The following is a 23,999-nucleotide window of genomic DNA, read 5'->3' as shown; positions in this document are numbered from 1 at the left end:
GTATTAATTTAGTGCTTTATCTATGTAATCAAAAGTTGTTAAAATCTCAGCTTTGCCTTTTCTTATTACTACCGTATGTTCAAAATGCGCAGATGGTTTTTTATCTCTGGTTCTGATAGTCCAGCCGTCATTCTCTTGAACCACATGTCTGGACCCTAAATTAACCATGGGTTCAATGGCTAGAACCAGACCTTCCTGAAGTTTCATACCTTGTCCCCTCTTCCCATAATTGGGGACTTCAGGGCCTTCATGTAAACTCTTGCCAAGGCCGTGGCCTACCAACTCCCTAACTACACCGTAACCAAATTGCTCCACATGAGATTGAATGGCAAAACCAATGTCTCCTATACGGGCACCGGCAACGGCATATTCTATTCCTTTGTATAAAGACTCTTTAGTATGGAGTAGTAACTCTGCCACTTCTGGCTCTACTTCTCCAACTGCATGAGTATAGGCACTGTCACTGTGAAAGCCCTGAAAAAAAACTCCACAATCTATAGATACTACATCTCCAGATTGCAGAGAATATTTACTTGGTATTCCGTGTACTACCGCTGAATTTAAGCTGATACATAAACTATGCTTAAACCCATTATATCCTTTAAAAGAGGGAGAACCGCCGTTATCTCTGATAAACTCCTCAGCAACGGAATCCAATTTTAAGGTTGTAACACCCTCTGCCACATGCTTGGCTATTTCACCGTGCACCTGGCTGAGGATGTTAGCACTTTGTCTTATAAGCTCAATCTCTTCTTCCGTTTTGTAAATAATCATTCCTTAGGAAGCAACGGCTATATTTTTAGAACGTCCTCTGAGTTTACCAGATTTCATCATTCCGTCATAATGACGCATTAACAAATAGCTCTCAATTTGGTTCAAGGTATCTAATACCACCCCTACAAGAATGATGAGGGAAGTACCTCCAAAGAAAGCGGCGAACTCTCTGGTGATTCCAAATAACATGGCAATAGAAGGCAAAATAGCTACTACCGCCAAGAACAAGGCACCAGGGAAGGTAATACGGGTTAATACTTCGTCAATGTATTCTGAGGTAGCAATACCTGGTTTCACACCGGGCACAAAACCACCACTTCTTTTCAAATCATCAGAGATTTGATTGGGGTTAACACTGATAGCCGTATAAAAGAACGTAAATACGATGATCAATACCGCAAAAGAAAGGTTATACTGCCAAGAGGTATAATCAGAGAAAACATTCCCGATCTCGTTGGCCATATCACTTTCATTTCTCCAGAAAGAGGCAATCATACCAGGCAAGAACATCAATGACTGAGCGAATATGATAGGCATAACACCAGCAGCGTTTACTTTCAAAGGAATGAATTGACGCTGACCTGCTTGTAATGATGCACTACCTCCCACCTGCTTAGCATATTGAACTGGTATTCTTCTAATGGCTTGGGTGAGCATTACCACACTCATTACCACAAAGAACAGAACAATAAGCTCAATGATAAAGATTAAGGATTTACCAAGACCCAAGGCAAGGGCTTCCCCTACTAATGCACCTGGTAGGCGGGAAACGATACCAATCATGATCAACATGGAAATACCGTTACCAATCCCTTTATCTGTAATCTTCTCCCCTAACCACATACAGAACATAGTTCCAGCCGTCAGGATGATCATAGAAGAAATTGTGAACAGAGGTCCTGCAACTGCCGGGCTAATAGCTCCTGCATTAATGGTGGCCAAGAAACCAACCGATTGTGCTAAAGTGATAACAATAGTTAATACCCGGGTGTACTGGTTTATCTTCTTACGGCCAGACTCTCCCTCCTTCTGCAATTTCTGGAAATAAGGAACTGCAATGGTTAGAAGCTGTAAAACGATGGAAGCAGAAATATAGGGCATGATGCCTAACGCAAAGATGGAAGCATTGCTAAATGCTCCCCCTAGAAATGCGTCAAGAAGTCCTAATATCCCTTGTGTGCTACCTTTCAATTGATTGGGATCAATACCAGGAAGAACTACATAGGAACCTAATCTGAAAATTGCGATGAATCCTAAAGTATTTAGGATTCTTACTCGCAAATCTTCAATCGCAAAAATATTCTTAATCGTAGTAATCAGCTTCTTCATCTGTTACAGAGTCACAACCTTGCCGCCTGCTTTTTCAATTGCTTCTACTGCAGTTTGGGAGAATGCATGCGCATGCACTTCAATAGCAGCAGTTAATTCACCTCTTCCTAAGATTTTGATGTTATCGTTTTTAGAGGCTAATCCGTTTTCACGAAGAACCGCAAAGTCAATAACAGCAGAACCAGATTTGGCGCTAAGATTCTGAAGTACATCAAGGTTAACAGCAGTATACTCTACCCGATTGATGTTCTTGAAACCGAATTTAGGAACACGGCGTACCAAAGGCATCTGACCCCCTTCAAAACCTGCTTTAGATGAATATCCTGAGCGAGATTTAGCTCCTTTATGTCCGCGGGTAGAAGTACCACCTCTACCAGAACCGGTACCGCGACCAATTCTTTTTCGGTTCTTTGTAGAACCTTCTGCAGGTTTTAAATTACTTAAATTCATTTTAGACCTCCTTAATCGATACTAAATGTTGTACGCGGTTAACCATTCCAGCTATCTGAGGGGTTAACTCTTTTGTTACAGTCTTATTGATTTTACCAAGACCAAGAGCCTTCATGGTTCTCTTTTGTCTTTCTGGACGATCAATAATACTTTGGATCTGGGTGATTTCTACACTTGCCATAATTACCCGTTGAATACACGTTGTAAACTGATTCCACGTTGCTGAGCAACTACCAATGGATCACGCATTTTTGACAGAGCGTCAAAGGTAGCCTTCACCACGTTGTGCGGGTTAGAAGATCCTTTAGACTTAGCCAAAACATCTTTGATCCCGGCACTTTCAAAGACAGCACGCATAGCACCACCAGCAATTACACCGGTACCGGCTGCGGCTGGCTTGATCAATACAAAGCCACCAGAGAATTTACCTTCCATGGAGTGAGGAACAGTGTGCTTGAACATTGGTACACGTACCAGGTTCTTTTTAGCATCATCAATTCCTTTGGCAATAGCATCAGTTACCTCATTGGCTTTACCTAAGCCATAGCCAACCACACCATTACCATCACCTACTACCACAATGGCAGAGAAGCTGAATCTTCTACCGCCCTTTACCACTTTGGCAACACGGTTGATAGCTACAACGCGCTCTTTCAGCTCGATTTCGCTTGCTTTGATGCTTCTGATATTTAATTTAGACATGTTCTTAGAATTTAAGACCCGCTTCACGAGCCCCTTCTGCCAATGATTTAACTCTACCGTGATACAGGTAACCACCTCTGTCAAAAACAACTTCAGTAATACCGTTTTCCAGGGCTTTAGCTGCAATATCACGACCAACAGAAGAAGAAGACTCTATCTTAGTAGAAGATGAGGTTCCTTCAGTGGTAGCAGATGAAGAACTTGCTAATGTAACTCCATTCACATCATCAATCAGCTGAGCATAAATAAACTTATTGCTTCTGAAGATAGACAGACGTGGACGCTGAGCCGTTCCAGAAACCTTATTACGGATACTGCGACGGATTCTCAGTCTTCTTTTTGCTTTATCGAATGCCATTTTCTTTCTTATTTAGAAGCAGTTTTACCAGCTTTTCTTCTAACAACCTCACCCACAAAACGGATACCTTTACCTTTGTAAGGCTCAACTTTCCGTAACGAGCGGATCTTAGCGGCTACCTGGCCAATCAACTGCTTATCAATTCCTTCTAAGTGGATAACAGGTGCCTTACCTTTTTCAGTAACTGCGTTTGCAGAAATTTCAGGAGGTAAACCAACATAGATATTATGCGAATATCCAAGGGCTAACTCAAGGTTTTGGCCTACCGTAGTAGCTTTGAAACCTACACCTACCAATTCAAGAGACATTTTGTAACCGGTGCTAACACCAATTATCATGTTATTGATGATAGAGCGGTATAATCCGTGAAGGGCCTTGTGACGCTTTTGTTCAGTAGGACGAGTTACAGTAAGAACCCCATCCTCCACAGCAATACTAATATCAGTATCAACTTGAGCAGTAAGTGTTCCTTTAGGTCCTTTCACTGTTACCAGGTTATCCTGGTTTACCAACACCTCAACACCTTGTGGGAGCGTGATGGGCAGTTTTCCTATCCGTGACATCTCTACTTAATTAATACACGTAACATAATACTTCACCCCCTACATTAAGGCCAACAGCCTCTTTGTTAGTGATGACACCTTTTGAGGTTGACAGAATGGCTACACCATATCCATTCAACACACGTGGCATCTCATCAAGATGCACATACTTACGGAGTCCCGGCTTACTGACTCTTTCAAGTTTCACGATAGCAGATTGCTTGGTAGCTGGATCATACTTCAAGGCAATTTTAATGGTGCCCTGAATTGAACTATCATCGAACTTGTAACTCTGAATGTAACCTTTCTCGTAGAGAACTTTGGTTAATTCTTTCTTTATTTTGCTAGCCGGAATTTCAACTACACGGTGATTTGCCTTGATGGCATTCCGTAGTCTAGTTAAATAATCTGCTATCGGATCTGAATGCATTAGACTATAATTTTAGATTCCGCTCTTTTTAAGGAGCCGCAAAGATACTAATGTTTTCCTAACTATAATAATGATAGGAGTAATAATTACCAACTAGCCTTCGTTACCCCAGGAATCTTGCCGGCAGAAGCCATCTCTCTGAATGTAACGCGAGAGATGCCAAACTTCCTCATATAACCTCTTGGTCTTCCGGTCAATTTACATCTGTTGTGTAAACGTACTGGAGAGGCGTCTTTAGGCAATTTATCTAGAGCTTCATAATCGCCAGCAGCTTTTAACTGAGCTCTCTTAGCAGCATACTTCGCTACTAACTTTTGTCTCTTGAGCTCTCTTGCTTTTGCTGATTCTTTAGCCATTTTATTATTTCTTTAAATTTGCGAAAGGTAAACCAAAGGCTTTCAATAACTCCAGGCTTTCTTCATCTGTAGAAGCAGTAGTAACGAAAGTGATGTCCATACCAGCGATAGACTTAATTTTGTCAATGCTGATCTCAGGGAATATTATTTGCTCTTTTACCCCTAAGGTGTAGTTACCACGTCCGTCAAAGCCTTTATCATTGATACCTTTGAAGTCACGAACCCGTGGAAGGGCGATTGTTACCAAACGGTCAAGGAATTCATACATTCTCTCGCCACGCAAGGTAACACGTGCACCAATTGGCATACCTTCTCTCAACTTAAAGTTTGAGATTGAGTTCTTAGCTTTGGTTTGAACTGCTTTCTGACCTGCAATGATAGTGAGTTCGTCTACTCCAATATCCACCAGTTTCTTATCAGCCACCGCATTACCAATACCTCTGTTAATGCTGATTTTTGTAATCTTTGGCACTTGCATGATGCTCTTGTATTGAAATTTCTCTTTCAATGCAGGAACGATCTCTTTTGTGTACTTATCTTTTAGTCTAGCTGCCATGTTAGATTAAGTTTCCAGTTTTTTTGGAATAACGTTGTAGCTTACCATCATTGTTAAGCTTCTTTCCTGAACGGGTAGCTTCATTAGTGGCCGGCTCTACCAACATCACGTTACTGGCGTGGATAGGAGCTTCCTGCTTCACAATTCCTCCGTTAGGATTTTTAGCGCTTGGCTTTTGGTGCTTAGATACTAGGTTCAACCCTTCAATAACCACTTTCTGCTTTTCAGTAAGCACAGAGGTTACAGTTCCTGTTTTTCCTTTATCATCACCAGCGATCACCTTTACGGTGTCACCTTTCTTCACATGAAGTTTATGTTTTGACATCTTGTTTTCTCTTCTCGTGTTTATAATACTTCAGGAGCCAAAGAAACAATTTTCATAAACTGTCTTTCACGTAACTCGCGGGCAACTGGCCCAAAGATACGCGTACCACGTGGCTCATCGTTGTTGTTTAATAATACCGCGGCATTATCATCAAAACGAATATAAGATCCATCCTTACGACGAACTTCTTTTTTGGTCCGAACAATTACCGCTTTGGTAACAGTTCCTTTCTTAACGTTGCCGGAAGAAAGAGCAGATTTTACGGTAACAACAATTTTATCACCCACAGAGGCGTATTTCTTGCCTGTACCACCCAATACCCGGATGCACAGAACCTCTTTTGCTCCGCTGTTATCAGCAACAGTAAGTCTTGATTCTTGTTGTATCATCTTATTTAGCTCTTTCTACGATTTCAATTAAGCGCCAGCATTTGTTTTTGCTCAATGGCCGAGTCTCCATGATGCGGACAGTATCTCCGATACCGCAGTCATTGTTCTCATCATGGGCCATGAACTTCTTGGACTTGGAAACAAATTTCCCGTAAATAGGGTGTTTCACTTTGCTTTCAACAATAACAGTAATGGACTTGTCCATCTTGTTACTTACCACGCGTCCAGTTTTTTCTTTTCTTAGATTTCTCGTCTCCATGGTTTTTCTATTTAGCCATTGAGCTCTAAAGAACGCAATTGCGTCTCTAGTCTGGCGATGGTTTTTCTAGTATGCTTAATTCTGATTGGGTTCTCTAGGGGAGAAATAGCATGCGCGAACTTCAGGTTCTGCAAGTTGTTTCTCTCAGCGGTAAGTTGCTCTTTCACTTCATTCAGTGAAAGAGCTTTAATTTCTGATTGCTTCATGACTATTTCTCAACGTAATCTCTACGTACTACAAATTTAGTTCTAACTGGTAGCTTCTGAGCAGCCAGTCGCAACGACTCTTGAGCTACTTCTAGAGATACTCCATCAGATTCAAACATAATGGTACCTGGTTTAACTACGGCTACCCAGTACTCCGGAGATCCTTTACCCTTACCCATACGAACCTCTGCAGGCTTCTTTGTGATAGGTTTGTCAGGGAAAATACGAATCCATACCTGGCCTTCACGTTTCATAGCACGAGTCATCGCGATACGAGCCGCTTCAATCTGGCGGCTGGTGATCCAGGAGGCTTCTAATGATTTAATGGCGAAAGAACCAAAGGAGATTGTGCTTCCTCTGTGCGCAAGACCGGTCACCCGGCCTTTTTGCATCTTTCTATATTTAGTCCGTTTTGGCTGTAACATTTCTAAAATTACCTAAAGGTTGAACAACTACTTGCGCTTGTTAGGTCCACCACCGCTACGCTTCTGGGTTCCATCACCAGGGCGTTTGTTACGGTTGCTGTCTCTACGGTCGCCGCGATCATTTCCGCCTCTCTCACTTCTTTCGTTACGAGGACCAGCAGATTGACCACCACTTTGTTGACCAGCATTAGGAGAAAGGTCACGCTTACCGAAAACTTCTCCTTTGAAGATCCACACTTTGATACCCAATTTACCGTAAACGGTCTGAGCTTCTGATAATGCATAATCAATATCAGCACGCAAAGTATGCAAAGGAGTACGTCCTTCTTTGTAATGTTCAGTACGAGCCATTTCAGCTCCACCTAAACGGCCAGATACTTGGATCTTGATACCTTCTGCACCCACTCTGATAGCAGAAGCAATGGCTTGTTTCATAGCTCTTCTGAAAGAGATACGCGCCTGAAGTTGTTGTGCTACTGATTCACCTACCAATTTAGCATCCAGTTCAGGGCGCTTAATTTCAAAGATGTTAATCTGTACATCCTTGTTGGTGATTTTCTTCAGCTCTTCTTTGATCTTATCAACCTCTTGGCCACCTTTTCCAATCACTACGCCTGGACGGGCAGTGTTGATGGTGATGGTGATCCTTTTAAGGGTTCTCTCAATGATGATTTTGGAAATACCTCCTTTTGGAATACGGGCAAGGATGTATTTACGGATTTTTTCATCTTCGATCAGCTTTTCAGCGAAATCCTTTCCTCCGAACCAATTAGAGTCCCAGCCTTTAACAATACCTAGTCTTAGGCCTACTGGATTAACTTTTTGTCCCATTTTAACTATTTGGCTTCGTTAGAGGTAGATGTTTCAACTGTCTCCGCTTCCACTTTAGAATCAATCACAAGTGTCACGTGGTTAGATCTCTTTCTGATTCTGTGGCCACGGCCCTGAGGAGCAGGACGTAAGCGCTTCAGCATCTTTCCTTCATCTACTCTAATCTCTTTGATATATAGATTAGCATCTTCAATGCGGGCATCTTCGTTAGCTGCTTGCCAGTTTGATAAGGCAGATAGAAGAAGTTTCTCCAATTTAGGAGCGCCGGAATTTGCAGTAAACTTAAGCAAGCCTAATGCTTGGGTAACTCTCTTACCACGGATCATGTCCGCTACCAGTCTCATCTTACGCGGTGAGCTTGGTACATTGTTTAATTTAGCAACCGCTTCCATTATCTTTTACCTTTATCTTTCTTAGCAATATGGCCTCTAAAGTTTCGGGTAGGAGCGAATTCGCCTAATTTGTGACCTACCATGTTTTCTGTTACATACACCGGAATAAACTTGTTCCCGTTGTGCACAGCAAACGTATGACCTACGAAATCTGGGGAGATCATGGAACGGCGTGACCAGGTTTTGATCACTGCTTTCTTTCCAGACTCATCCATTGTCTGCACTTTTCTATCGAGCCTGTAGTCAATATAAGGCCCTTTTTTTAATGATCTTGCCATTACTTATTTCTTCCTTCTATTAACAATCAGGTTCTCAGAGAATTTATTTTTGTTTCTGGTCTTTTGACCTTTCGCGTACAGACCATTACGGGATCTTGGGTGACCGCCTGAAGACTTACCTTCACCACCACCCATTGGGTGATCGACTGGGTTCATGGCAACACCTCTCACTCTTGGTCTGATACCCATCCATCTGCTACGTCCAGCTTTTCCAAGCTTCACGTTCATATGGTCTGCGTTAGAAACAGTACCTACGGTAGCCATACAGTTTACCAGTACCATTCTCATCTCACCAGAAGGTAACTTGAGGGTAGCATAGCGTCCTTCACGGGCTACCAGCTGCGCATATGATCCTGCGCTTCTTGCTAGTACTGCACCTTGACCTGGAGCTAACTCAATGTTGTGAACAATAGTACCCAGGGGAATATCAGAAAGCGGTAACGCGTTACCAACTTCTGGAGCTACCCCAGGTCCTGACACTACTACTGCATCTACTGCCAAGCCTGCAGGTGCAATGATGTAGGTCTTCTCACCATCTGCATAGTACAGCAAGGCAATGCGAGCTGTTCTATTTGGATCGTACTCAATCGCTTTTACAGTTGCAGGAACGCCGTACTTGGTTCTTTTGAAATCAATGATACGGAATCTTTGCTTGTGCCCACCGCCTGTATAGCGCATGGTCATTCTTCCTGAATTGTTGCGTCCACCAGATTTTTTCTTGGATGCCAACAAAGATTTCTCAGGCTCGCTCTTCGTGATTTCAGTGAAGGCTGGCGCAATTCTAAATCTTTGACCTGGTGTTGTTGGTCTTAGTTTTCTTAATGCCATTCTTTTATTTGCTTATATACCGCTATAGAAATCGATTACTTCCCCTTCTTTCAAAGTGACAATCGCCTTCTTAGAGGATGCCGTACGCCCGGTAACAACACCAGATTTGGTATTGCGAGACTTTAGTTTTCCTTGGGTTCTCATGGTAGAGATTTTCTCTACTGTTACCCCATAACGAGACTGGATCGCTTTCTTGATCTCAATCTTATTTGCTTTTCTATCAACTTCAAAAGCATATTTACCTACTTCATTCAAAGCAGTAAGCTTCTCCGTCAATAATGGTCTTTTCAGGATACTCATTATTTCGTTGCGTAAATTTCTTCAAAAACAGAAAGAGACTCTTCTAAACAAACTACTTTGTCAGCGTTTAACAAATCATATGTTGTTAAAGCTCCCGGGGTAGATACTTTTACTTTGGCTAAGTTTCTGCTAGAAAGAACCACGTTGGCATTTGCTTCCTTGGTAACTACCAAAGTCTTTCTCGTTCCAACTTTCAGTCCTGCCAATACAGCAGCGAAGCTTTTTGTTTTTGGAGAATCTATGTTCAGGTTATCAACTAAAACCAGACGCTCATCTTTTGCTAAGGTTGAAAGGGCAGATAATCTGGCCAATGCTTTCAACTTCTTATTCAGTTTGAAGCTATAGTTTCTTGGTCTTGGTCCAAATACGCGGCCACCACCAATAAATACAGGAGACTTCATAGAACCAGCTCTGGCTCCACCAGTACCCTTTTGACGCTTGATCTTCTTTGTTGAACCAGCAACCTCTGCACGCTCTTTTGATTTGTGCGTACCCTGGCGTTGGTTAGCTAAATACTGCTTTACATCCAGATACATCGCGTGCTCGTTTGGCTCAACGCCGAACACCGACTCAGGAAGGGTTACTTTCCTTCCGGTATCTTCACCTTTACTATTGAAAACTGATAGCTCCATCTTATTTCTCAACTACAATAAATGAATTTTTAGCACCAGGGATAGATCCGCTAACTACTAATACGTTTTGCTCAGGCATCACACGCAGAATGCGTAGGTTTTGAATCTTCACGCGGTCTCCACCCATTCTACCAGCCATACGCATTCCTTTGAATACTCTGGATGGCCATGAACAAGCACCAATGGAACCAGGGTGACGGGCTCTGTTATGCTGACCGTGGGTTTGTCCACCCACACCAGCAAAGTTGTAACGCTTTACAACCCCTTGGAAACCTTTACCTTTAGAGGTACCTACTACATCTACGAATTCACCTTCCTCAAACAGGTTTACATTTACCTCATCTCCTAAAGAGAAAGAAGCTACATCTTCCAGTCTGAATTCTACTAATTTCTTTTTAGCAGTGGTGTTGGCTTTCGCGAAGTGACCAGCAAGCGCTTTGCTTACTCTTTTCACTTTCTTCTCTCCGTACCCAAGCTGAACAGCTGTATAGCCGTCTGTTTCTTGCGTCTTAACCTGAGTTACTACGCATGGTCCTGCTTGAATCAAAGTACAGGCCACGCTCTTCCCTTCAGGAGTGAAGAGGCTTGTCATTCCGATTTTCTTACCGATAATTCCAGGCATTCTACTTTTTTATTTAAACAATTAATTATTAATCCGCTAAATGGGTTCATTTTTCGGGAGTGCAAAGTTCTATATTTAATTTTTATTTTACAAGCTATCCTAAATTATTTGTTTTCAGATAGTAATGTAATTGGGTTCTGGTCTCCCCGCCCCCTCCTTTTCTTTCCAAGTCCTTTAGTGCTTTCCTTTATATAACCTTGTGCTCCTTTGTTTTAAGCACGTTTTTTCAAAAACATGCTCAAAACAGAATCCCTTTTCAATATGATTTATAGCCTGAATTTACTGGCTTAATTAATTCTGCCAGCATTCCGTTTTGAGCCTATTTTTCTTAAAATGGCCCCAAAACAGAAAATTTAACCCATGGATATAAAAAAAGGGAGAGGTTGCCCTCTCCCTTTTTTACCTTATGTAGTTTATCAAACTTTGATTTCCACATCAACGCCGCTTGGTAATTCAAGCTTCATCAATGCATCTACCGTTTTAGAGGAAGTAGAATAAATATCTACCAATCTCTTATAGGTGCAAAGCTGGAACTGCTCTCTTGCTTTTTTGTTCACGTGGGGTGAACGCAAAACAGTGAAGATGTCCTTTTCAGTTGGCAATGGAATGGGACCACTCACGATCGCACCAGTTGCTTTTACCGCTTTCACGATTTTCTCTGATGATTTATCTACCAGATTGTGATCGTAAGATTTCAGTTTGATTCTGATCTTTTGATTCATTCTATTTCAACTATTTCGAAGTCCCTTTAATTTTTGCAATGATTCCTTCAGCCAAGTTAGTTGGCACCTGCTCGTAGTGGTCAAATGTAAGAGAAGCAGTTGCTCTACCTGAAGTGATGGTACGTAAGTCAGTCACGTAACCAAACAGTTCTGATAATGGAACCTCAGCCTTCACTACAGTGGAAGTACCTTTGGTATCCATCCCTTTCATGATTCCTCTTCTTCTGTTCAAGTCACCGGTAACTGGACCTGTGTACTCATCTGGAGTTACCACGTCTACTGCCATGATAGGCTCGAGAAGTCTAGGAGCACATTGCTTACCAGCTTCTTTGAAACCAGCACGGGCGGCCAATTCAAATGACAAGGCATCAGAGTCAACGTCGTGGAAAGAACCGTGGAACAAACGCACCTTCATTGAGTCTACAGGGAAGCCGGCCAAAATACCGTTCTTCATTGCTTCTTCAAATCCTTTTTGTACCGGCGGGATGAATTCTCTTGGAATCACACCACCTACAATGGCGTTTTCAAACTCCAGGCCTTGCTTACCATCTTCGCGTGGACCCATGGTGAACACGATGTCAGCGAATTTACCACGTCCACCAGACTGCTTCTTGTACACTTCTCTGTGTTCAATAGTTTTGGTGATGGTTTCTTTGTAAGCTACTTGTGGAGCACCTTGGTTCAACTCAACCTTGAACTCACGCTTCATCCGGTCAATGATGATTTCCAGGTGAAGCTCGCCCATTCCTCTAAGAATGGTCTGTCCGGTTTCCTCATCAGTGTTTACGTGAAGAGTTGGATCCTCTTCCACCAATTTGGCAATGGCCATACCCATTTTATCAGAGTCAGCTTGAGTTTTAGGCTCAATAGCGTAACCGATTACCGGCTCTGGGAAGTCCATTGATTCCAGAACGATTTTCGCGTTTTGGTCGCAAAGGGTATCTCCAGTTTTGATATCCTTAAAGCCTACTACCGCTCCAATGTCACCGGCAGCCAATCTTTCAATTTGGTTCTGCTTGTTGGCGTGCATCTGGAAGATACGGGAGATACGCTCTTTGTTATTTGAACGGGTGTTGTACACGTAAGAACCTGACTCCAACACACCTGAATAGGCACGTACGAAACAAAGGCGACCTACGTAAGGGTCAGTAGCAATTTTGAAAGCCAGACCAGCGAAAGGCTCGCTTTCACTTGGCTTACGGGTTACTTCTTCTCCTGTGTCTGGGTTGGTACCTGAAATGCTTTCTTTGTCCATTGGAGATGGGCAAAGCGCCATTACATAGTCCAGCATGGTTTGTACGCCTTTGTTCTTGAAGGAAGAACCGCAAAGCATAGGTACAATAGCCATGTCAATAGTAGCCTTACGAAGTGCTTCCAAGATCTCAGCCTCAGTGATAGAGGATGGGTCTTCAAAGTATTTCTCCATTAAAGCGTCATCATAGTCAGCAACAGCTTCCAGAAGTTTCTCTCTGTATTCTTCTGCTTCCTCCAGCATATCATCAGGAATTGGAACCTCGGTAAAGGTCATGCCTTTATCGTGCTCATTCCATTTGATACCTCTGAAGTTTACTAAGTCAACAACTCCTTCAAAGTTATCTTCAGCGCCAATAGGTAACTGTAATGCTACGGCATTACTGCCCAACATTTCTTTTACCTGCTTGCATACGCCTAAGAAGTCTGCGCCTGAACGGTCCATTTTGTTAACGAAACCAATACGGGCAACTTTGTAGTTGTCAGCTAATCTCCAGTTGGTCTCAGACTGAGGCTCAACCCCATCTACCGCACTGAATAAGAAAACCAGACCATCTAATACACGCAGGGAACGGTTTACCTCTACGGTAAAGTCAACGTGACCTGGAGTATCAATAATGTTGATATGGTATTTGTCGCCTCTGTAGTCCCAGTTTACAGTAGTTGCAGCTGAAGTAATTGTGATACCTCTTTCCTGCTCCTGCTCCATCCAGTCCATTGTGGCTGCTCCATCGTGTACCTCTCCTATTTTGTGGCTTACACCAGCATAGTAAAGGATACGCTCTGTAGTAGTGGTTTTACCGGCATCAATGTGCGCGGCAATCCCTATATTTCTTGTAAATCTTAAATCCCTAGCCATTCTTAGAATCTGAAATGTGAGAATGCTTTGTTGGCTTCCGCCATTCTGTGCGTATCATCTTTCTTCTTCACAGCAGCACCTTCTCCTTTGGCTGCGGCGATAATCTCACCTGCCAATTTATCCATCATGGTTTTCTCACCTCTCTTGCGAGCGTAAGAGATCATCCATTTAATACCAAGAGAGATCTTTCTGTCAGGGCGAACCTCAGTAGGCACCTGGAAAGTGGCACCACCTACACGGCGGCTTTTCACCTCTACACCTGGCATGATGTTGTTCAATGCTTTTTTCCAGGTCTCTAATCCGCTTTCTTTAGTTCTTTTCTCAACTAAATCACAGGCATCATAGAAAATCCGGTATGCAACGCTCTTTTTACCGTCTACCATCAGGTAGTTTACAAAACGGGTAACTAGAGTTTCTTTGTATTTTGGATCAGGAAGAAGAATTCTCTTCTTTGGTTTCGCTTTTCTCATTGTCTTAACTCAATTATTTTTTCTTACCGCCTTTTCCTGCAGCTGCTGCTGGTTGACCTGGTTTAGGACGTTTTGCTCCGTATTTAGAACGGGACTGCAGACGGCCATTTACACCAGCTGTATCCAAAGCTCCACGGATAATGTGATATCTTACACCTGGTAAGTCTTTCACACGACCACCTCTGATTAACACAATGGAGTGTTCCTGTAGGTTGTGGCCTTCACCCGGGATATAGGCATTGACTTCTTTGCCGTTTGTCAAACGCACACGAGCCACCTTCCGCATAGCGGAGTTAGGTTTCTTAGGTGTGGTTGTGTAAACGCGTGTGCACACGCCACGTCTCTGTGGGCATGAGTCAAGGGCTGGGGATTTCGACTTTGATGTTAGCGCTTCTCTTCCCTTTCTTACTAATTGTTGTATAGTAGGCATTTACTAAACTTTTAAATAGATTCTTCTCTTCAAAAATGGGTTTGCAAAGGTATAAAATCTACTTTGCAAATTCAAAGTTTTAATTCATTAATTATTAATGGCTTAGGCTTCGCCAATGGTTCCCCCAAAATTTAGAGGAAAGCTGGGGGCTTCCGGCGTCTGCTTTATGGCCCCAAAACTTTGCTCATACTTTAGGATGTTTTCCTCCAAAGCAACCAAGAAACGCTTGGCATGCTCTGGAGTAATCACCACTCTTGCTTTCACTTTTGCCTTAGGGATGCCCGGCATAAGCCGGATAAAATCAAGCACAAACTCACTGTGGGAATGTGCAATCATGGCCAGGTTTGCGTACTCGCCCTCTGCAATTTCCTCGGTCAATTCAATATTGATCTGTCCCTGTTGTTCTTCGGCAGCCATTTTACTATTTCTCTTGCAGTTCGCCTTGCTTTGCTTTCAAACCTGCTTGTCTGCTGGCGGTCAGAGCTTCATACTCATCCTTAGAGCCTACAATGATTTTGGTGTACTCGCGCAAGCCGGTACCTGCCGGGATCAAGTGACCTACAATTACGTTCTCTTTCAAGCCCAGTAATTCGTCTGCTTTTCCTTTGATAGCTGCCTCGCTCAACACCTTGGTAGTCTCCTGGAAGGAAGCCGCCGAGATAAAGCTTTGTGTACCCAATGAAGCTTGTGTGATACCCTGCAAGGTTGGTCTTGACACGGCTGGTTGTGCATCACGCACGGTTACCAGACGCAGGTCACGACGCTTCAGGCTAGAGTTCTCATCGCGCAAGCGGCGGGCCGTTACAATCATACCTGGTTTCATGGCCGAAGAGTCTCCTGCATCTTCCACTACTTTCATGTCAATGATCATATCATTCTCTTCCATGAACGTTACCTTATCCACTGTCTGGTTCTCTAGGAAGCTGGTGTCACCTGGGTCAAGCACGTTCACTTTCTGCATCATCTGACGAACCACTACTTCAATGTGCTTGTCATTGATCTTCACCCCTTGCAGACGGTATACTTCCTGAATCTCGTTCACTAAGTATTCCTGCACTGCACCCGGGCCCTGGATGTTCAGGATATCGTTTGGCGTGATGGCCCCGTCTGATAACGGAACACCGGCGCGCACGAAGTCATTGTCCTGAACCAGGATGTGCTTGGAGAGTGGCACCATGTACTTCTTCTTCACACCGTCCTTAGACTCAATGTAGATCTCACGGTTACCGCGTTTCACGCCACCGTAGGTCACTACACCGTCAATCTCACTCACTACCGCTGGGTTTGACGGGTTACGTGCCTCAAAGAGCTCCGTAACGCGTGGTAGACCACCCGTGATATCACGGGTCTTACCAATGGCACGAGGGATTTTAGAGATAATCTGACCCGCTTTGATTTTCTGTCCGTCTTCCACGGCTAAGTGAGCTCCTACTGGAATGTTGTAGGTTTTAGGCTCGCCGTTTGCTGGGTTGATAACAATGGCAGGGTTTTTCGTCTTATCCTTGGTTTCAATGATCACTTTCTCACGGTGACCTGTCTGCTCATCAGATTCCTCACGGAACGTGATACCGTCCACGATGGACTCGTAGGCAATGGTACCGTCAAACTCAGACAAGATAACTGCGTTATACGGATCCCAATTACAAAGCTCGTCTCCTTTGGTTACGGTCTGTCCTTCATTTACAATCAGGAATGAACCGTAAGGAACGTGGTTACTGATTAACAGCTTTCCGGTAGTTGGGTCAATGATTTTCACCTCACCAGAACGTCCCATCACTACCTTCACGAGTTCTCCTTCCGCGTTGGCAGTATCCAGGGTCCGAACATCTTCGAACTCTACTACCCCGTTGAATTTGGCTCTGATGGCTGCATCTACCGCAATGTTAGAGGCAGTACCACCTACGTGGAAGGTACGGAGGGTAAGCTGTGTACCTGGCTCACCAATGGATTGGGCAGCAATTACACCAACGGCCTCTCCTTTTTGCACCATGCGTCCGGTAGACAAGTTACGCCCGTAGCACTTGGCACAAATACCACGCTTGGTCTCACAAGTCAATACAGAACGGATCTCCACGCTTTCAATGGCGGTGTTCTCAATGATGCGTGCCACTTCTTCCGTAATCTCATGACCAGATTCCAGGATGATGGCATTGGTTAACGGATCCACGATATCATGCACGTTCACTCGACCCAGAATACGCTCAGACAGTGATTCAACAATATCCTCGTTGTCTTTCAGGGCGCTTACTTCCAGGCCACGTAATGTACCGCAGTCTTCTTCGTTCACGATCACGTCTTGTGATACGTCTACCAGACGACGGGTCAGGTAACCAGCATCCGCTGTTTTCAAGGCCGTATCGGCTAGACCTTTACGGGCACCGTGGGTTGAGATGAAGTACTCAATTACATCCAGACCTTCTTTGAAGTTAGATAGAATTGGGTTTTCAATGATCTCCCCTACTGAACCTTGCAATGATTTTTGTGGCTTAGCCATCAGACCCCGCATACCACCCAACTGACGGATCTGCTCTCTGGAACCACGGGCTCCTGAGTGCATCATCATAAAGATGGAGTTGAAGCCCTGGTCGTCTTTCTCAAGACGGGACATCAACGTTTCAGTGATCTGGTTGTTGATACGGGTCCAGATATCAATTACCTGGTTGTAACGCTCGTTATCAGTGATAAGACCCATAGAGTAGTTAGCCCAAACAGCATCTACATCTTTTTTGGCCTGAGCAACCAGGATATCTTTTTCTTTAGGGATCACGATGTCACCTAAGCCCATGGACAGGCCGCCTTTGTAGGCAGACTGGAATCCCAGGGTTTTGATATCATCCAGGAACTGAGCAGTTCTCGCCATACCTGTTACTTTGAACACGCGGGAGATGATCTGCTGCAATTTCTTTTTAGACAATAGTTCGTCTACGTAACCCACTTCTTCTGGCACAAACTGATTGAAGAGTACCCGTCCGGCTACTGTCTCAATAGATTTGGTTACCAGCTCACCGCTGTCATCTACTATCTTCGCTCTTACTTTAATGAAGGCGTGCTTAGACAGACGACCTTCATTGATAGCGATGATAACTTCTTCGGCGCTATAGAAAGACATGCCTTCCCCTTGAATGACTTCATTCTCAGTGGTACGCTTGCCTTTGGTCACGTAATATAGACCCAATACCATGTCCTGAGAAGGTACCGCAATAGGGGCACCGTTAGCAGGGTTCAGGATATTGTGTGAGGCCAACATCAAGGTTGAGGCTTCCAGGATTGCAGCAGGTCCCAGGGGAACGTGCACTGCCATCTGGTCACCGTCAAAGTCGGCGTTGAATGCGGTGGTTACTAATGGGTGAAGCTGGATCGCTTTTCCTTCAATCAGCTTTGGCTGGAAGGCTTGGATACCCAATCTGTGGAGCGTAGGAGCACGGTTCAACAGGACAGGGTGCCCTTTCAGCACATTCTCCAGGATATCCCAAACTACAGGGTCTTTTCTGTCTACAATTTTCTTGGCAGACTTAACCGTTTTCACAATACCGCGCTCAATAAGCTTACGGATGATGAACGGCTTGAAAAGCTCAGCGGCCATGTTCTTTGGCAGACCGCACTCATGCAGTTTCAATTCAGGACCTACTACAATTACCGAACGGCCAGAGTAGTCAACCCGCTTTCCAAGTAAGTTCTGACGGAAACGTCCTTGCTTACCTTTCAGCATGTCTGAAAGTGATTTCAAGGCACGGTTACCTTCGGCACGAACCGCATTCACTTTACGTGAGTTGTCAAACAGGGAGTCAACGGCTTCCTGCAACATACGCTTCTCGTTCCGGAGAATTACCTCTGGCGCTTTGATCTCGATCAGGCGCTTCAGACGGTTATTACGGATGATTACACGGCGGTACAGGTCGTTCAAGTCAGAGGTAGCGAAACGGCCACCATCCAATGGAACCAACGGACGCAATTCCGGCGGAATCACAGGCACCATGCGGATAATCATCCACTCCGGCTTGTTCTCAATTCTTGTGGAAGCGTCACGGAAAGCCTCTACTACGCGCAGGCGCTTAAGGGCTTCTGCTTTCCGCTGCTGAGAAGTCTCATGGGCGGCAGAGTAACGCAGGTCATAGGACAGGTCATCAAGGTTGATGCGCTCCAGTAACATCTGTAACGCCTCAGCACCCATCTTCGCGATGAACTTGTTTGGATCATGGTTGTCCAACATCTGGTTCTCACGAGGCAGCTTGTCAATCATGTCCAAGTACTCATCCTCGGTGAGGAAGTCCAACACGTTCACGCCGTCTTCCGCCAGGATACCAGACTGGATCACTACATACCGCTCATAATAGATGATCTGGTCAAGCTTCTTGGTTGGTAAGCCTAACAGATAACCAATTTTGTTTGGCAGTGACTTGAAGTACCAGATATGCGCTACCGGTACTACCAACTCAATATGGCCCATGCGCTCGCGGCGCACTTTCTTCTCTGTTACTTCTACCCCGCAGCGGTCACAAATAATCCCTTTGTAACGGATTCTCTTGTATTTACCGCAGTGACATTCCCAGTCCTTCACCGGTCCGAAAATCCGCTCGCAGAACAGACCACCCATCTCTGGCTTGTAGGTTCTGTAGTTGATGGTTTCCGGTTTGGTTACTTCACCATTTGATCTTTCCAGGATTGATTCTGGAGAGGCCAGGCTGATGGTAACTTTAGAGAAGTCCTGGATTAATTTTTTATTTCTTGCTAACGCCATTTTATGTGTTGCTAGATATGTAAAATTCCTTTTTACTGTGCGGGCTTTCTAACGCGTAAGAGGGAGATTCCAGGCCCAGGCGTTTTGAGCCTGTTTTCCTGAAATCTCCTCCAAAACAGCTTATTAGTCCAGCGTAATCTCTAAGGCCAAGCCTCTGAGTTCGTGAATCAACACGTTGAATGACTCTGGGATGTTCGGCTTAGGCAATACGTCACCTTTTACAATGGCTTCGTAGGCCTTGGCACGACCAATCACGTCATCAGACTTAACGGTCAGGATTTCCTGCAATACGTTAGCAGCCCCGAAGGCCTCCAACGCCCACACCTCCATCTCACCGAAACGCTGACCACCAAACTGGGCTTTACCACCCAATGGCTGCTGCGTAATCAAGGAGTATGGTCCGATAGAACGGGCGTGCATTTTATCATCCACTAAGTGACCAAGTTTCAGCATGTAAATCACCCCTACTGTAATAGGCTGGTCAAAACGATCTCCGCTTAAACCATCATATAAGTAGGTACGGCCGTACTTTGGTACACCTGCCTCAGTCAATTCTGCAGAAACCTGCTCTTCAGTGGCGCCGTCAAAGATTGGGGTAGCATACTTGCGTCCCAACTTAAGACCAGCCCAGCCTAGAACTGTCTCGTAGATCTGGCCGATGTTCATTCTGGAAGGTACCCCTAGTGGGTTCAACACGATGTCCATTGGCGTTCCATCTTCCAGGAACGGCATGTCTTCTTCACGCACGATACGGGCAACTACCCCCTTGTTACCGTGGCGGCCTGCCATCTTATCCCCTACTTTCAGCTTACGCTTCTTGGCGATATATACTTTGGCCAACTGCACGATACCAGCAGGTAATTCATCCCCTACCTCTAGGGTGAAGCGGTCGCGCTTGAAACGGGCAGAAATCATATTGCGGCGCTTGGTGTAGTTTTTCACCAGTTCCAGCAACATTTGGTTGGTCTGCTCGTCGGCGGTCCAGCCTTCCAGAATCAGGTCCTTGAACATGTTCACCTCTTCGGCTACGGCATAGTTGCTTTCGTCCTTATAAGGGTTCTTGTCAGGGAACAGGGCTTCTGTGATATTCTTCTTACCAAACTTGGCACCTTTGGCCAGCATCTCATCCCCGAAACGGTGACGGATACCCTGGCTTGTCTTGCCTTCCAGTAAACCAACTAGTTTCTCAACCATCACGTTCTTCACGGCTTTGAGTTCACTGTTGTATTTCACCTTCAGTTCTTCTACCTCTTTCTTAGACTTGGCCCGAAGGTTTTTGTCTTTCTTAGGACGGGAGAACAGTTTGGTCTCAATAACTACTCCATTCAAGGATGGCGGCGCCTTCAAGGAAGCATCCTTCACATCGCCGGCCTTGTCACCAAAGATGGCACGAAGAAGTTTCTCTTCCGGTGTTGGGTCGGTCTCTCCTTTAGGAGTGATCTTACCAATCAGGATGTCGCCTTCTTTTACTTCAGCACCAATCCGGATGATCCCGTTTTCATCAAGGTTACGAACGGCTTCCTCGCTCACGTTCGGGATTTCAGAGGTTAACTCTTCTTCCCCACGCTTGGTCTCGCGAACTTCCAGTTCAAATTCCTCAATGTGGATAGAGGTAAAGACGTCATCTCTTACTACACGTTCAGAGATAACGATCGCATCTTCAAAATTATACCCTTGCCAAGGCATGAACGCTACCTGCAGGTTTCTACCTAAGGCAAGCTCTCCCTGGTTGGTGGCATATCCTTCGCACAGTGGCTGGCCTTTGGTTACCCGCTCGTTCTTCTTCACCAATGGGGTGAGGTTGATACAGGTATCCTGGTTGGTACGACGGAACTTAATCAGGTCATAGGTAACATACTCGGCGTCAAAGCTGATCAGCTTCTGCGCTTCTGACAAGTCATAATGGATAATGATCTTGTCTGCGTCTACGAAATGCACGTATCCTTCGCCTTCGGCTCTCACCAGTGCTCTGGAGTCAAGGGCAGCTCTTAGCTCAAGACCGGTACCCACAATTGGTGCCTGTGGTCTAAGCAAAGGAACGGCCTGACGTTGCATGTTTGATCCCATCAAGGCACGGTTCGCATCATCATGCTCCAGGAACGGGATCAGGGAAGCCGCCACCGATACAATCTGGTTAGGGGCAACGTCCATGTACGTATAGCGCTCTGGCTCTACTACTGGGAAGTCACCTTCAAAACGGCCTTTTACCTTATCATTCACAAAATTACCGTTGTCATCAATGATGGCATTGGCCTGAGCAATGTGGTGGGTGTCTTCTTCTTCAGCGGTCAGGTACTTCACGGTAGATGTAATGTCTACTTTCCCGTCTACCACATTGCGGTAAGGGGTTTCAATGAAGCCCATGCTGTTTACGCGGGCGTGTACGCACAGCGAGGAGATCAAACCAATGTTTGGTCCCTCTGGCGTTTCAATGGTACAAAGACGGCCGTAGTGGGTATAGTGAACGTCACGTACCTCAAAACCGGCGCGCTCTCTGGAAAGACCTCCTGGCCCCAGGGCAGATACTCTACGCTTGTGCGTGATTTCTGCCAGCGGGTTAGTCTGGTCCATGAACTGAGACAGTTGGTTAGTACCAAAGAAGGAGTTGATCACTGAAGAAAGCGTACGCGCGTTGATCAAGTCAACCGGTTTGAATTCTTCGTTATCACGCACGTTCATACGCTCTTTGATGGTTCTGGCCATACGGGCAAGACCTACACCAAACTGCGCATATAACTGCTCCCCTACCGTTCTTACCCGGCGGTTACTTAAGTGGTCAATATCATCTACTACCGCTCTTGAGTTTATCAAACCGATCAGGTATTTCACGATAAGGACAATGTCCTCATTGGTCAATACCTTGGCTTCCCAGTTTTTGTCAAGGCCTAGCTTCTTGTTGATTCTATAACGACCAACATCACCTAAGTCATAACGCTTATCACTGAAGAACAACTTCTGGATAATGTCACGGGCGGTCTCCACATCAGGAGCCTCTGTATTTCTAAGCTGACGGTAGATTTGCTCCACCGCTTCCTGCTCAGAGTTGGAATTATCCTTCTGAAGGGTATTATAGATAATGTTGTAGTCAGCGATGTTAACGTTCTCACGGTGCAGAATGATAGATTTCACCCCTGAATCAATGATCACGTCTAAATCATCTTCGCTTACTTCAGAGTCACGCTCTAACAGAACCTCATTACGGTCAATAGATACCACTTCACCGGTATCCTCATCCACGAAATCCTCTGTCCAAGTGCGCAAAACCCTTGCAGCAAGTTTTCTACCTACTACATTCTTCAGGGTCTTTTTGTCTGCCTTCACTTCCTCGGACAACCCGAACAGGTCAAGGATGTCTTTGTCCGTTCCGTAGCCAATGGCACGCAAAAGAGTAGTAACCGGGAATTTTTTCTTACGGTCAATGTACGCGTACATGACGTTGTTTACGTCTGTCGCGAATTCAATCCAGGATCCTTTGAAAGGGATAATTCTGGCTGAATATAATTTAGTACCGTTGGTATGCTTACTTTGGGCAAAGAATACGCCCGGGGAACGGTGCAGCTGGGAAACAATTACGCGCTCTGCGCCATTGATCACAAAAGAACCTTTCTCAGTCATGTACGGGATGTTCCCTAAGAAAACCTCCTGCTCAATGGTTTCAAAATCCTCGTTGTCTGTATCATTACAAATCAAACGAAGTTTCGCCTTTAAAGGAACTGAGTACGTTAAGCCACGGTCAATACACTCATCTACTGAATATTTGGGCGGGTCAACGTGGTAATCTACGAATTCAAGAACAAAATTCTCTCTTGAATCAGAGATTGGGAAGTTTTCAGCAAATACTTTGAAAAGGCCTTCTTCCGTGCGGTTTTCTGCAGCGGTTTCCAACTGGAAAAAGTCTTGGAAAGACTGTAGCTGTACGTCCAGAAAGTCTGGGTAGTCTATTACCGACTTGATGGACGCAAAATTAATCCGCTCTGTCGTTTTACTTGTAGCCAAAGTTGTCTGATTTTTACGTTTAAACTTTGTCGTGCCGGGAAATTGCTATTTCACTGGCAGAAATTACTAGAAAATCATTTCTAGGTACAAACAGGAAAAGACCTGACGAAATTGCCAGGTCTAACCCTTAGTGGTAATGGAAGGTGAATGTGAGATTACTTAACCTCCACTTCAGCACCAGCTTCTTCCAATTGCTTTTTCAATGAATCTGCTTCATCTTTAGCAACACCTTCTTTCAATGGTTTAGGAGCTCCGTCAACCAATTCTTTTGCTTCTTTCAATCCAAGGCCAGTCAATTCCTTAACTAGCTTTACAACCGCTAGTTTAGAGGCACCAGCTGACTTAAGGATCACATCAAAAGATGTTTTCTCTTCAGCAACAGTGTCAGCACCGGCACCGGCACCACCTGCCATCATTACTGGAGCAGCAGCTGCTGGCTCAATACCATACTCATCCTTAAGGATTGTAGCAAGTTCATTAACCTCTTTTACAGTTAAGTTAACCAACTGCTCAGCGAATGCTTTCAAATCTGCCATTTTTATTAGTAAT

At 44.7% G+C, this 23,999-nt stretch carries 30 protein-coding genes; all 30 read right to left on the bottom strand.

Annotated elements, in window-relative coordinates:
• Positions 1 to 3: 3 nt before the first annotated feature.
• Complete coding sequence (map, locus tag TH63_RS01205; protein ID WP_048919320.1) at positions 4 to 774, bottom strand: type I methionyl aminopeptidase; 771 nt, start codon at positions 772 to 774, stop codon at positions 4 to 6.
• A gap of 3 nt (positions 775 to 777) precedes the next feature.
• The gene (gene secY / locus TH63_RS01200; RefSeq protein ID WP_048919319.1) at positions 778 to 2,103 is read right to left on the bottom strand and encodes a preprotein translocase subunit SecY; all 1,326 of its coding nucleotides are present in this window, start codon (positions 2,101 to 2,103) and stop codon (positions 778 to 780) included.
• A 3-nt stretch (positions 2,104 to 2,106) separates the two neighbouring features.
• The gene (gene rplO, locus TH63_RS01195) at positions 2,107 to 2,553 is read right to left on the bottom strand and encodes a 50S ribosomal protein L15 (RefSeq protein ID WP_048919318.1); all 447 of its coding nucleotides are present in this window, start codon (positions 2,551 to 2,553) and stop codon (positions 2,107 to 2,109) included.
• 1 nt (position 2,554) lies between these two features.
• Positions 2,555 to 2,734 (bottom strand): 50S ribosomal protein L30, encoded by a 180-nt coding sequence (gene rpmD, locus TH63_RS01190; protein WP_048919317.1) that lies wholly within the window; start codon positions 2,732 to 2,734, stop codon positions 2,555 to 2,557.
• Between the two features lie 2 nt (positions 2,735 to 2,736).
• Entirely contained in the window at positions 2,737 to 3,255 is a 519-nt protein-coding gene (gene rpsE, locus TH63_RS01185; RefSeq protein ID WP_048919316.1) for a 30S ribosomal protein S5, read from the bottom strand.
• A gap of 4 nt (positions 3,256 to 3,259) precedes the next feature.
• On the bottom strand, positions 3,260 to 3,613 hold the full coding sequence (gene rplR, locus TH63_RS01180; RefSeq protein WP_048919315.1) for a 50S ribosomal protein L18: 354 nt from the start codon (positions 3,611 to 3,613) through the stop codon (positions 3,260 to 3,262).
• A gap of 8 nt (positions 3,614 to 3,621) precedes the next feature.
• On the bottom strand, positions 3,622 to 4,176 hold the full coding sequence (rplF, locus tag TH63_RS01175) for a 50S ribosomal protein L6 (RefSeq protein WP_048919314.1): 555 nt from the start codon (positions 4,174 to 4,176) through the stop codon (positions 3,622 to 3,624).
• A gap of 10 nt (positions 4,177 to 4,186) precedes the next feature.
• Positions 4,187 to 4,585, bottom strand: a complete 399-nt coding sequence (gene rpsH / locus TH63_RS01170) for a 30S ribosomal protein S8 (protein ID WP_048919313.1) — start codon at positions 4,583 to 4,585, stop codon at positions 4,187 to 4,189.
• An 86-nt stretch (positions 4,586 to 4,671) separates the two neighbouring features.
• Positions 4,672 to 4,941 carry a 30S ribosomal protein S14 gene (rpsN, locus tag TH63_RS01165; protein ID WP_048919312.1) on the bottom strand — a complete coding sequence of 90 codons (270 nt, stop codon included), beginning with the start codon at positions 4,939 to 4,941 and terminating at the stop codon, positions 4,672 to 4,674.
• A 4-nt stretch (positions 4,942 to 4,945) separates the two neighbouring features.
• Positions 4,946 to 5,497 (bottom strand): 50S ribosomal protein L5, encoded by a 552-nt coding sequence (rplE, locus tag TH63_RS01160; protein WP_048919311.1) that lies wholly within the window; start codon positions 5,495 to 5,497, stop codon positions 4,946 to 4,948.
• A 1-nt stretch (position 5,498) separates the two neighbouring features.
• Positions 5,499 to 5,822, bottom strand: a complete 324-nt coding sequence (gene rplX, locus TH63_RS01155) for a 50S ribosomal protein L24 (RefSeq protein ID WP_048919310.1) — start codon at positions 5,820 to 5,822, stop codon at positions 5,499 to 5,501.
• Between the two features lie 20 nt (positions 5,823 to 5,842).
• Complete coding sequence (gene rplN / locus TH63_RS01150) at positions 5,843 to 6,211, bottom strand: 50S ribosomal protein L14 (RefSeq protein WP_048919309.1); 369 nt, start codon at positions 6,209 to 6,211, stop codon at positions 5,843 to 5,845.
• 1 nt (position 6,212) lies between these two features.
• Positions 6,213 to 6,470, bottom strand: coding sequence for a 30S ribosomal protein S17 (rpsQ, locus tag TH63_RS01145; protein WP_048919308.1), 258 nt, complete (start codon positions 6,468 to 6,470; stop codon positions 6,213 to 6,215).
• 11 nt (positions 6,471 to 6,481) lie between these two features.
• Positions 6,482 to 6,676, bottom strand: a complete 195-nt coding sequence (gene rpmC / locus TH63_RS01140) for a 50S ribosomal protein L29 (protein WP_048919307.1) — start codon at positions 6,674 to 6,676, stop codon at positions 6,482 to 6,484.
• A 2-nt stretch (positions 6,677 to 6,678) separates the two neighbouring features.
• Positions 6,679 to 7,101: a 50S ribosomal protein L16 gene (gene rplP / locus TH63_RS01135; RefSeq protein ID WP_048919306.1), complete on the bottom strand. Its 423-nt coding sequence runs from the start codon at positions 7,099 to 7,101 to the stop codon at positions 6,679 to 6,681.
• Between the two features lie 27 nt (positions 7,102 to 7,128).
• Entirely contained in the window at positions 7,129 to 7,932 is an 804-nt protein-coding gene (gene rpsC, locus TH63_RS01130; protein ID WP_048919305.1) for a 30S ribosomal protein S3, read from the bottom strand.
• Between the two features lie 5 nt (positions 7,933 to 7,937).
• Positions 7,938 to 8,324 (bottom strand): 50S ribosomal protein L22, encoded by a 387-nt coding sequence (gene rplV / locus TH63_RS01125; protein WP_048919304.1) that lies wholly within the window; start codon positions 8,322 to 8,324, stop codon positions 7,938 to 7,940.
• Positions 8,324 to 8,602 carry a 30S ribosomal protein S19 gene (rpsS, locus tag TH63_RS01120; protein ID WP_048919303.1) on the bottom strand — a complete coding sequence of 93 codons (279 nt, stop codon included), beginning with the start codon at positions 8,600 to 8,602 and terminating at the stop codon, positions 8,324 to 8,326. The genes rplV and rpsS overlap by 1 nt, the downstream gene beginning before the upstream one ends.
• A gap of 3 nt (positions 8,603 to 8,605) precedes the next feature.
• Complete coding sequence (gene rplB / locus TH63_RS01115; protein WP_048919302.1) at positions 8,606 to 9,430, bottom strand: 50S ribosomal protein L2; 825 nt, start codon at positions 9,428 to 9,430, stop codon at positions 8,606 to 8,608.
• A gap of 12 nt (positions 9,431 to 9,442) precedes the next feature.
• Positions 9,443 to 9,730, bottom strand: coding sequence for a 50S ribosomal protein L23 (rplW, locus tag TH63_RS01110; protein WP_048919301.1), 288 nt, complete (start codon positions 9,728 to 9,730; stop codon positions 9,443 to 9,445).
• On the bottom strand, positions 9,730 to 10,362 hold the full coding sequence (gene rplD, locus TH63_RS01105) for a 50S ribosomal protein L4 (RefSeq protein WP_048919300.1): 633 nt from the start codon (positions 10,360 to 10,362) through the stop codon (positions 9,730 to 9,732). The genes rplW and rplD overlap by 1 nt, the downstream gene beginning before the upstream one ends.
• Before the next feature lies 1 nt (position 10,363).
• Positions 10,364 to 10,984, bottom strand: coding sequence for a 50S ribosomal protein L3 (rplC, locus tag TH63_RS01100; RefSeq protein ID WP_048919299.1), 621 nt, complete (start codon positions 10,982 to 10,984; stop codon positions 10,364 to 10,366).
• Between the two features lie 416 nt (positions 10,985 to 11,400).
• Positions 11,401 to 11,706, bottom strand: coding sequence for a 30S ribosomal protein S10 (gene rpsJ, locus TH63_RS01095; RefSeq protein ID WP_048919298.1), 306 nt, complete (start codon positions 11,704 to 11,706; stop codon positions 11,401 to 11,403).
• A gap of 10 nt (positions 11,707 to 11,716) precedes the next feature.
• The gene (gene fusA / locus TH63_RS01090) at positions 11,717 to 13,816 is read right to left on the bottom strand and encodes an elongation factor G (RefSeq protein WP_048919297.1); all 2,100 of its coding nucleotides are present in this window, start codon (positions 13,814 to 13,816) and stop codon (positions 11,717 to 11,719) included.
• A gap of 2 nt (positions 13,817 to 13,818) precedes the next feature.
• Complete coding sequence (gene rpsG / locus TH63_RS01085; RefSeq protein ID WP_048919296.1) at positions 13,819 to 14,286, bottom strand: 30S ribosomal protein S7; 468 nt, start codon at positions 14,284 to 14,286, stop codon at positions 13,819 to 13,821.
• 13 nt (positions 14,287 to 14,299) lie between these two features.
• Positions 14,300 to 14,716 (bottom strand): 30S ribosomal protein S12, encoded by a 417-nt coding sequence (gene rpsL, locus TH63_RS01080; RefSeq protein ID WP_048919295.1) that lies wholly within the window; start codon positions 14,714 to 14,716, stop codon positions 14,300 to 14,302.
• A gap of 102 nt (positions 14,717 to 14,818) precedes the next feature.
• Positions 14,819 to 15,133 (bottom strand): DUF3467 domain-containing protein, encoded by a 315-nt coding sequence (locus tag TH63_RS01075; RefSeq protein WP_048919294.1) that lies wholly within the window; start codon positions 15,131 to 15,133, stop codon positions 14,819 to 14,821.
• Positions 15,134 to 15,137: 4 nt separating this feature from the next.
• On the bottom strand, positions 15,138 to 19,454 hold the full coding sequence (gene rpoC, locus TH63_RS01070) for a DNA-directed RNA polymerase subunit beta' (protein ID WP_048919293.1): 4,317 nt from the start codon (positions 19,452 to 19,454) through the stop codon (positions 15,138 to 15,140).
• Between the two features lie 123 nt (positions 19,455 to 19,577).
• Positions 19,578 to 23,450: a DNA-directed RNA polymerase subunit beta gene (rpoB, locus tag TH63_RS01065; RefSeq protein ID WP_048919292.1), complete on the bottom strand. Its 3,873-nt coding sequence runs from the start codon at positions 23,448 to 23,450 to the stop codon at positions 19,578 to 19,580.
• A 155-nt stretch (positions 23,451 to 23,605) separates the two neighbouring features.
• On the bottom strand, positions 23,606 to 23,986 hold the full coding sequence (gene rplL / locus TH63_RS01060; protein WP_048919291.1) for a 50S ribosomal protein L7/L12: 381 nt from the start codon (positions 23,984 to 23,986) through the stop codon (positions 23,606 to 23,608).
• Positions 23,987 to 23,999: the final 13 nt, after the last annotated feature.

The sequence above is a fragment of the Rufibacter radiotolerans genome (assembly GCF_001078055.1).
Lineage (GTDB): Bacteria > Bacteroidota > Bacteroidia > Cytophagales > Hymenobacteraceae > Nibribacter > Nibribacter radiotolerans.
Note: the sequence above shows the minus strand (reverse complement) of the source record. Positions and strands in the feature narration are given on the sequence as shown.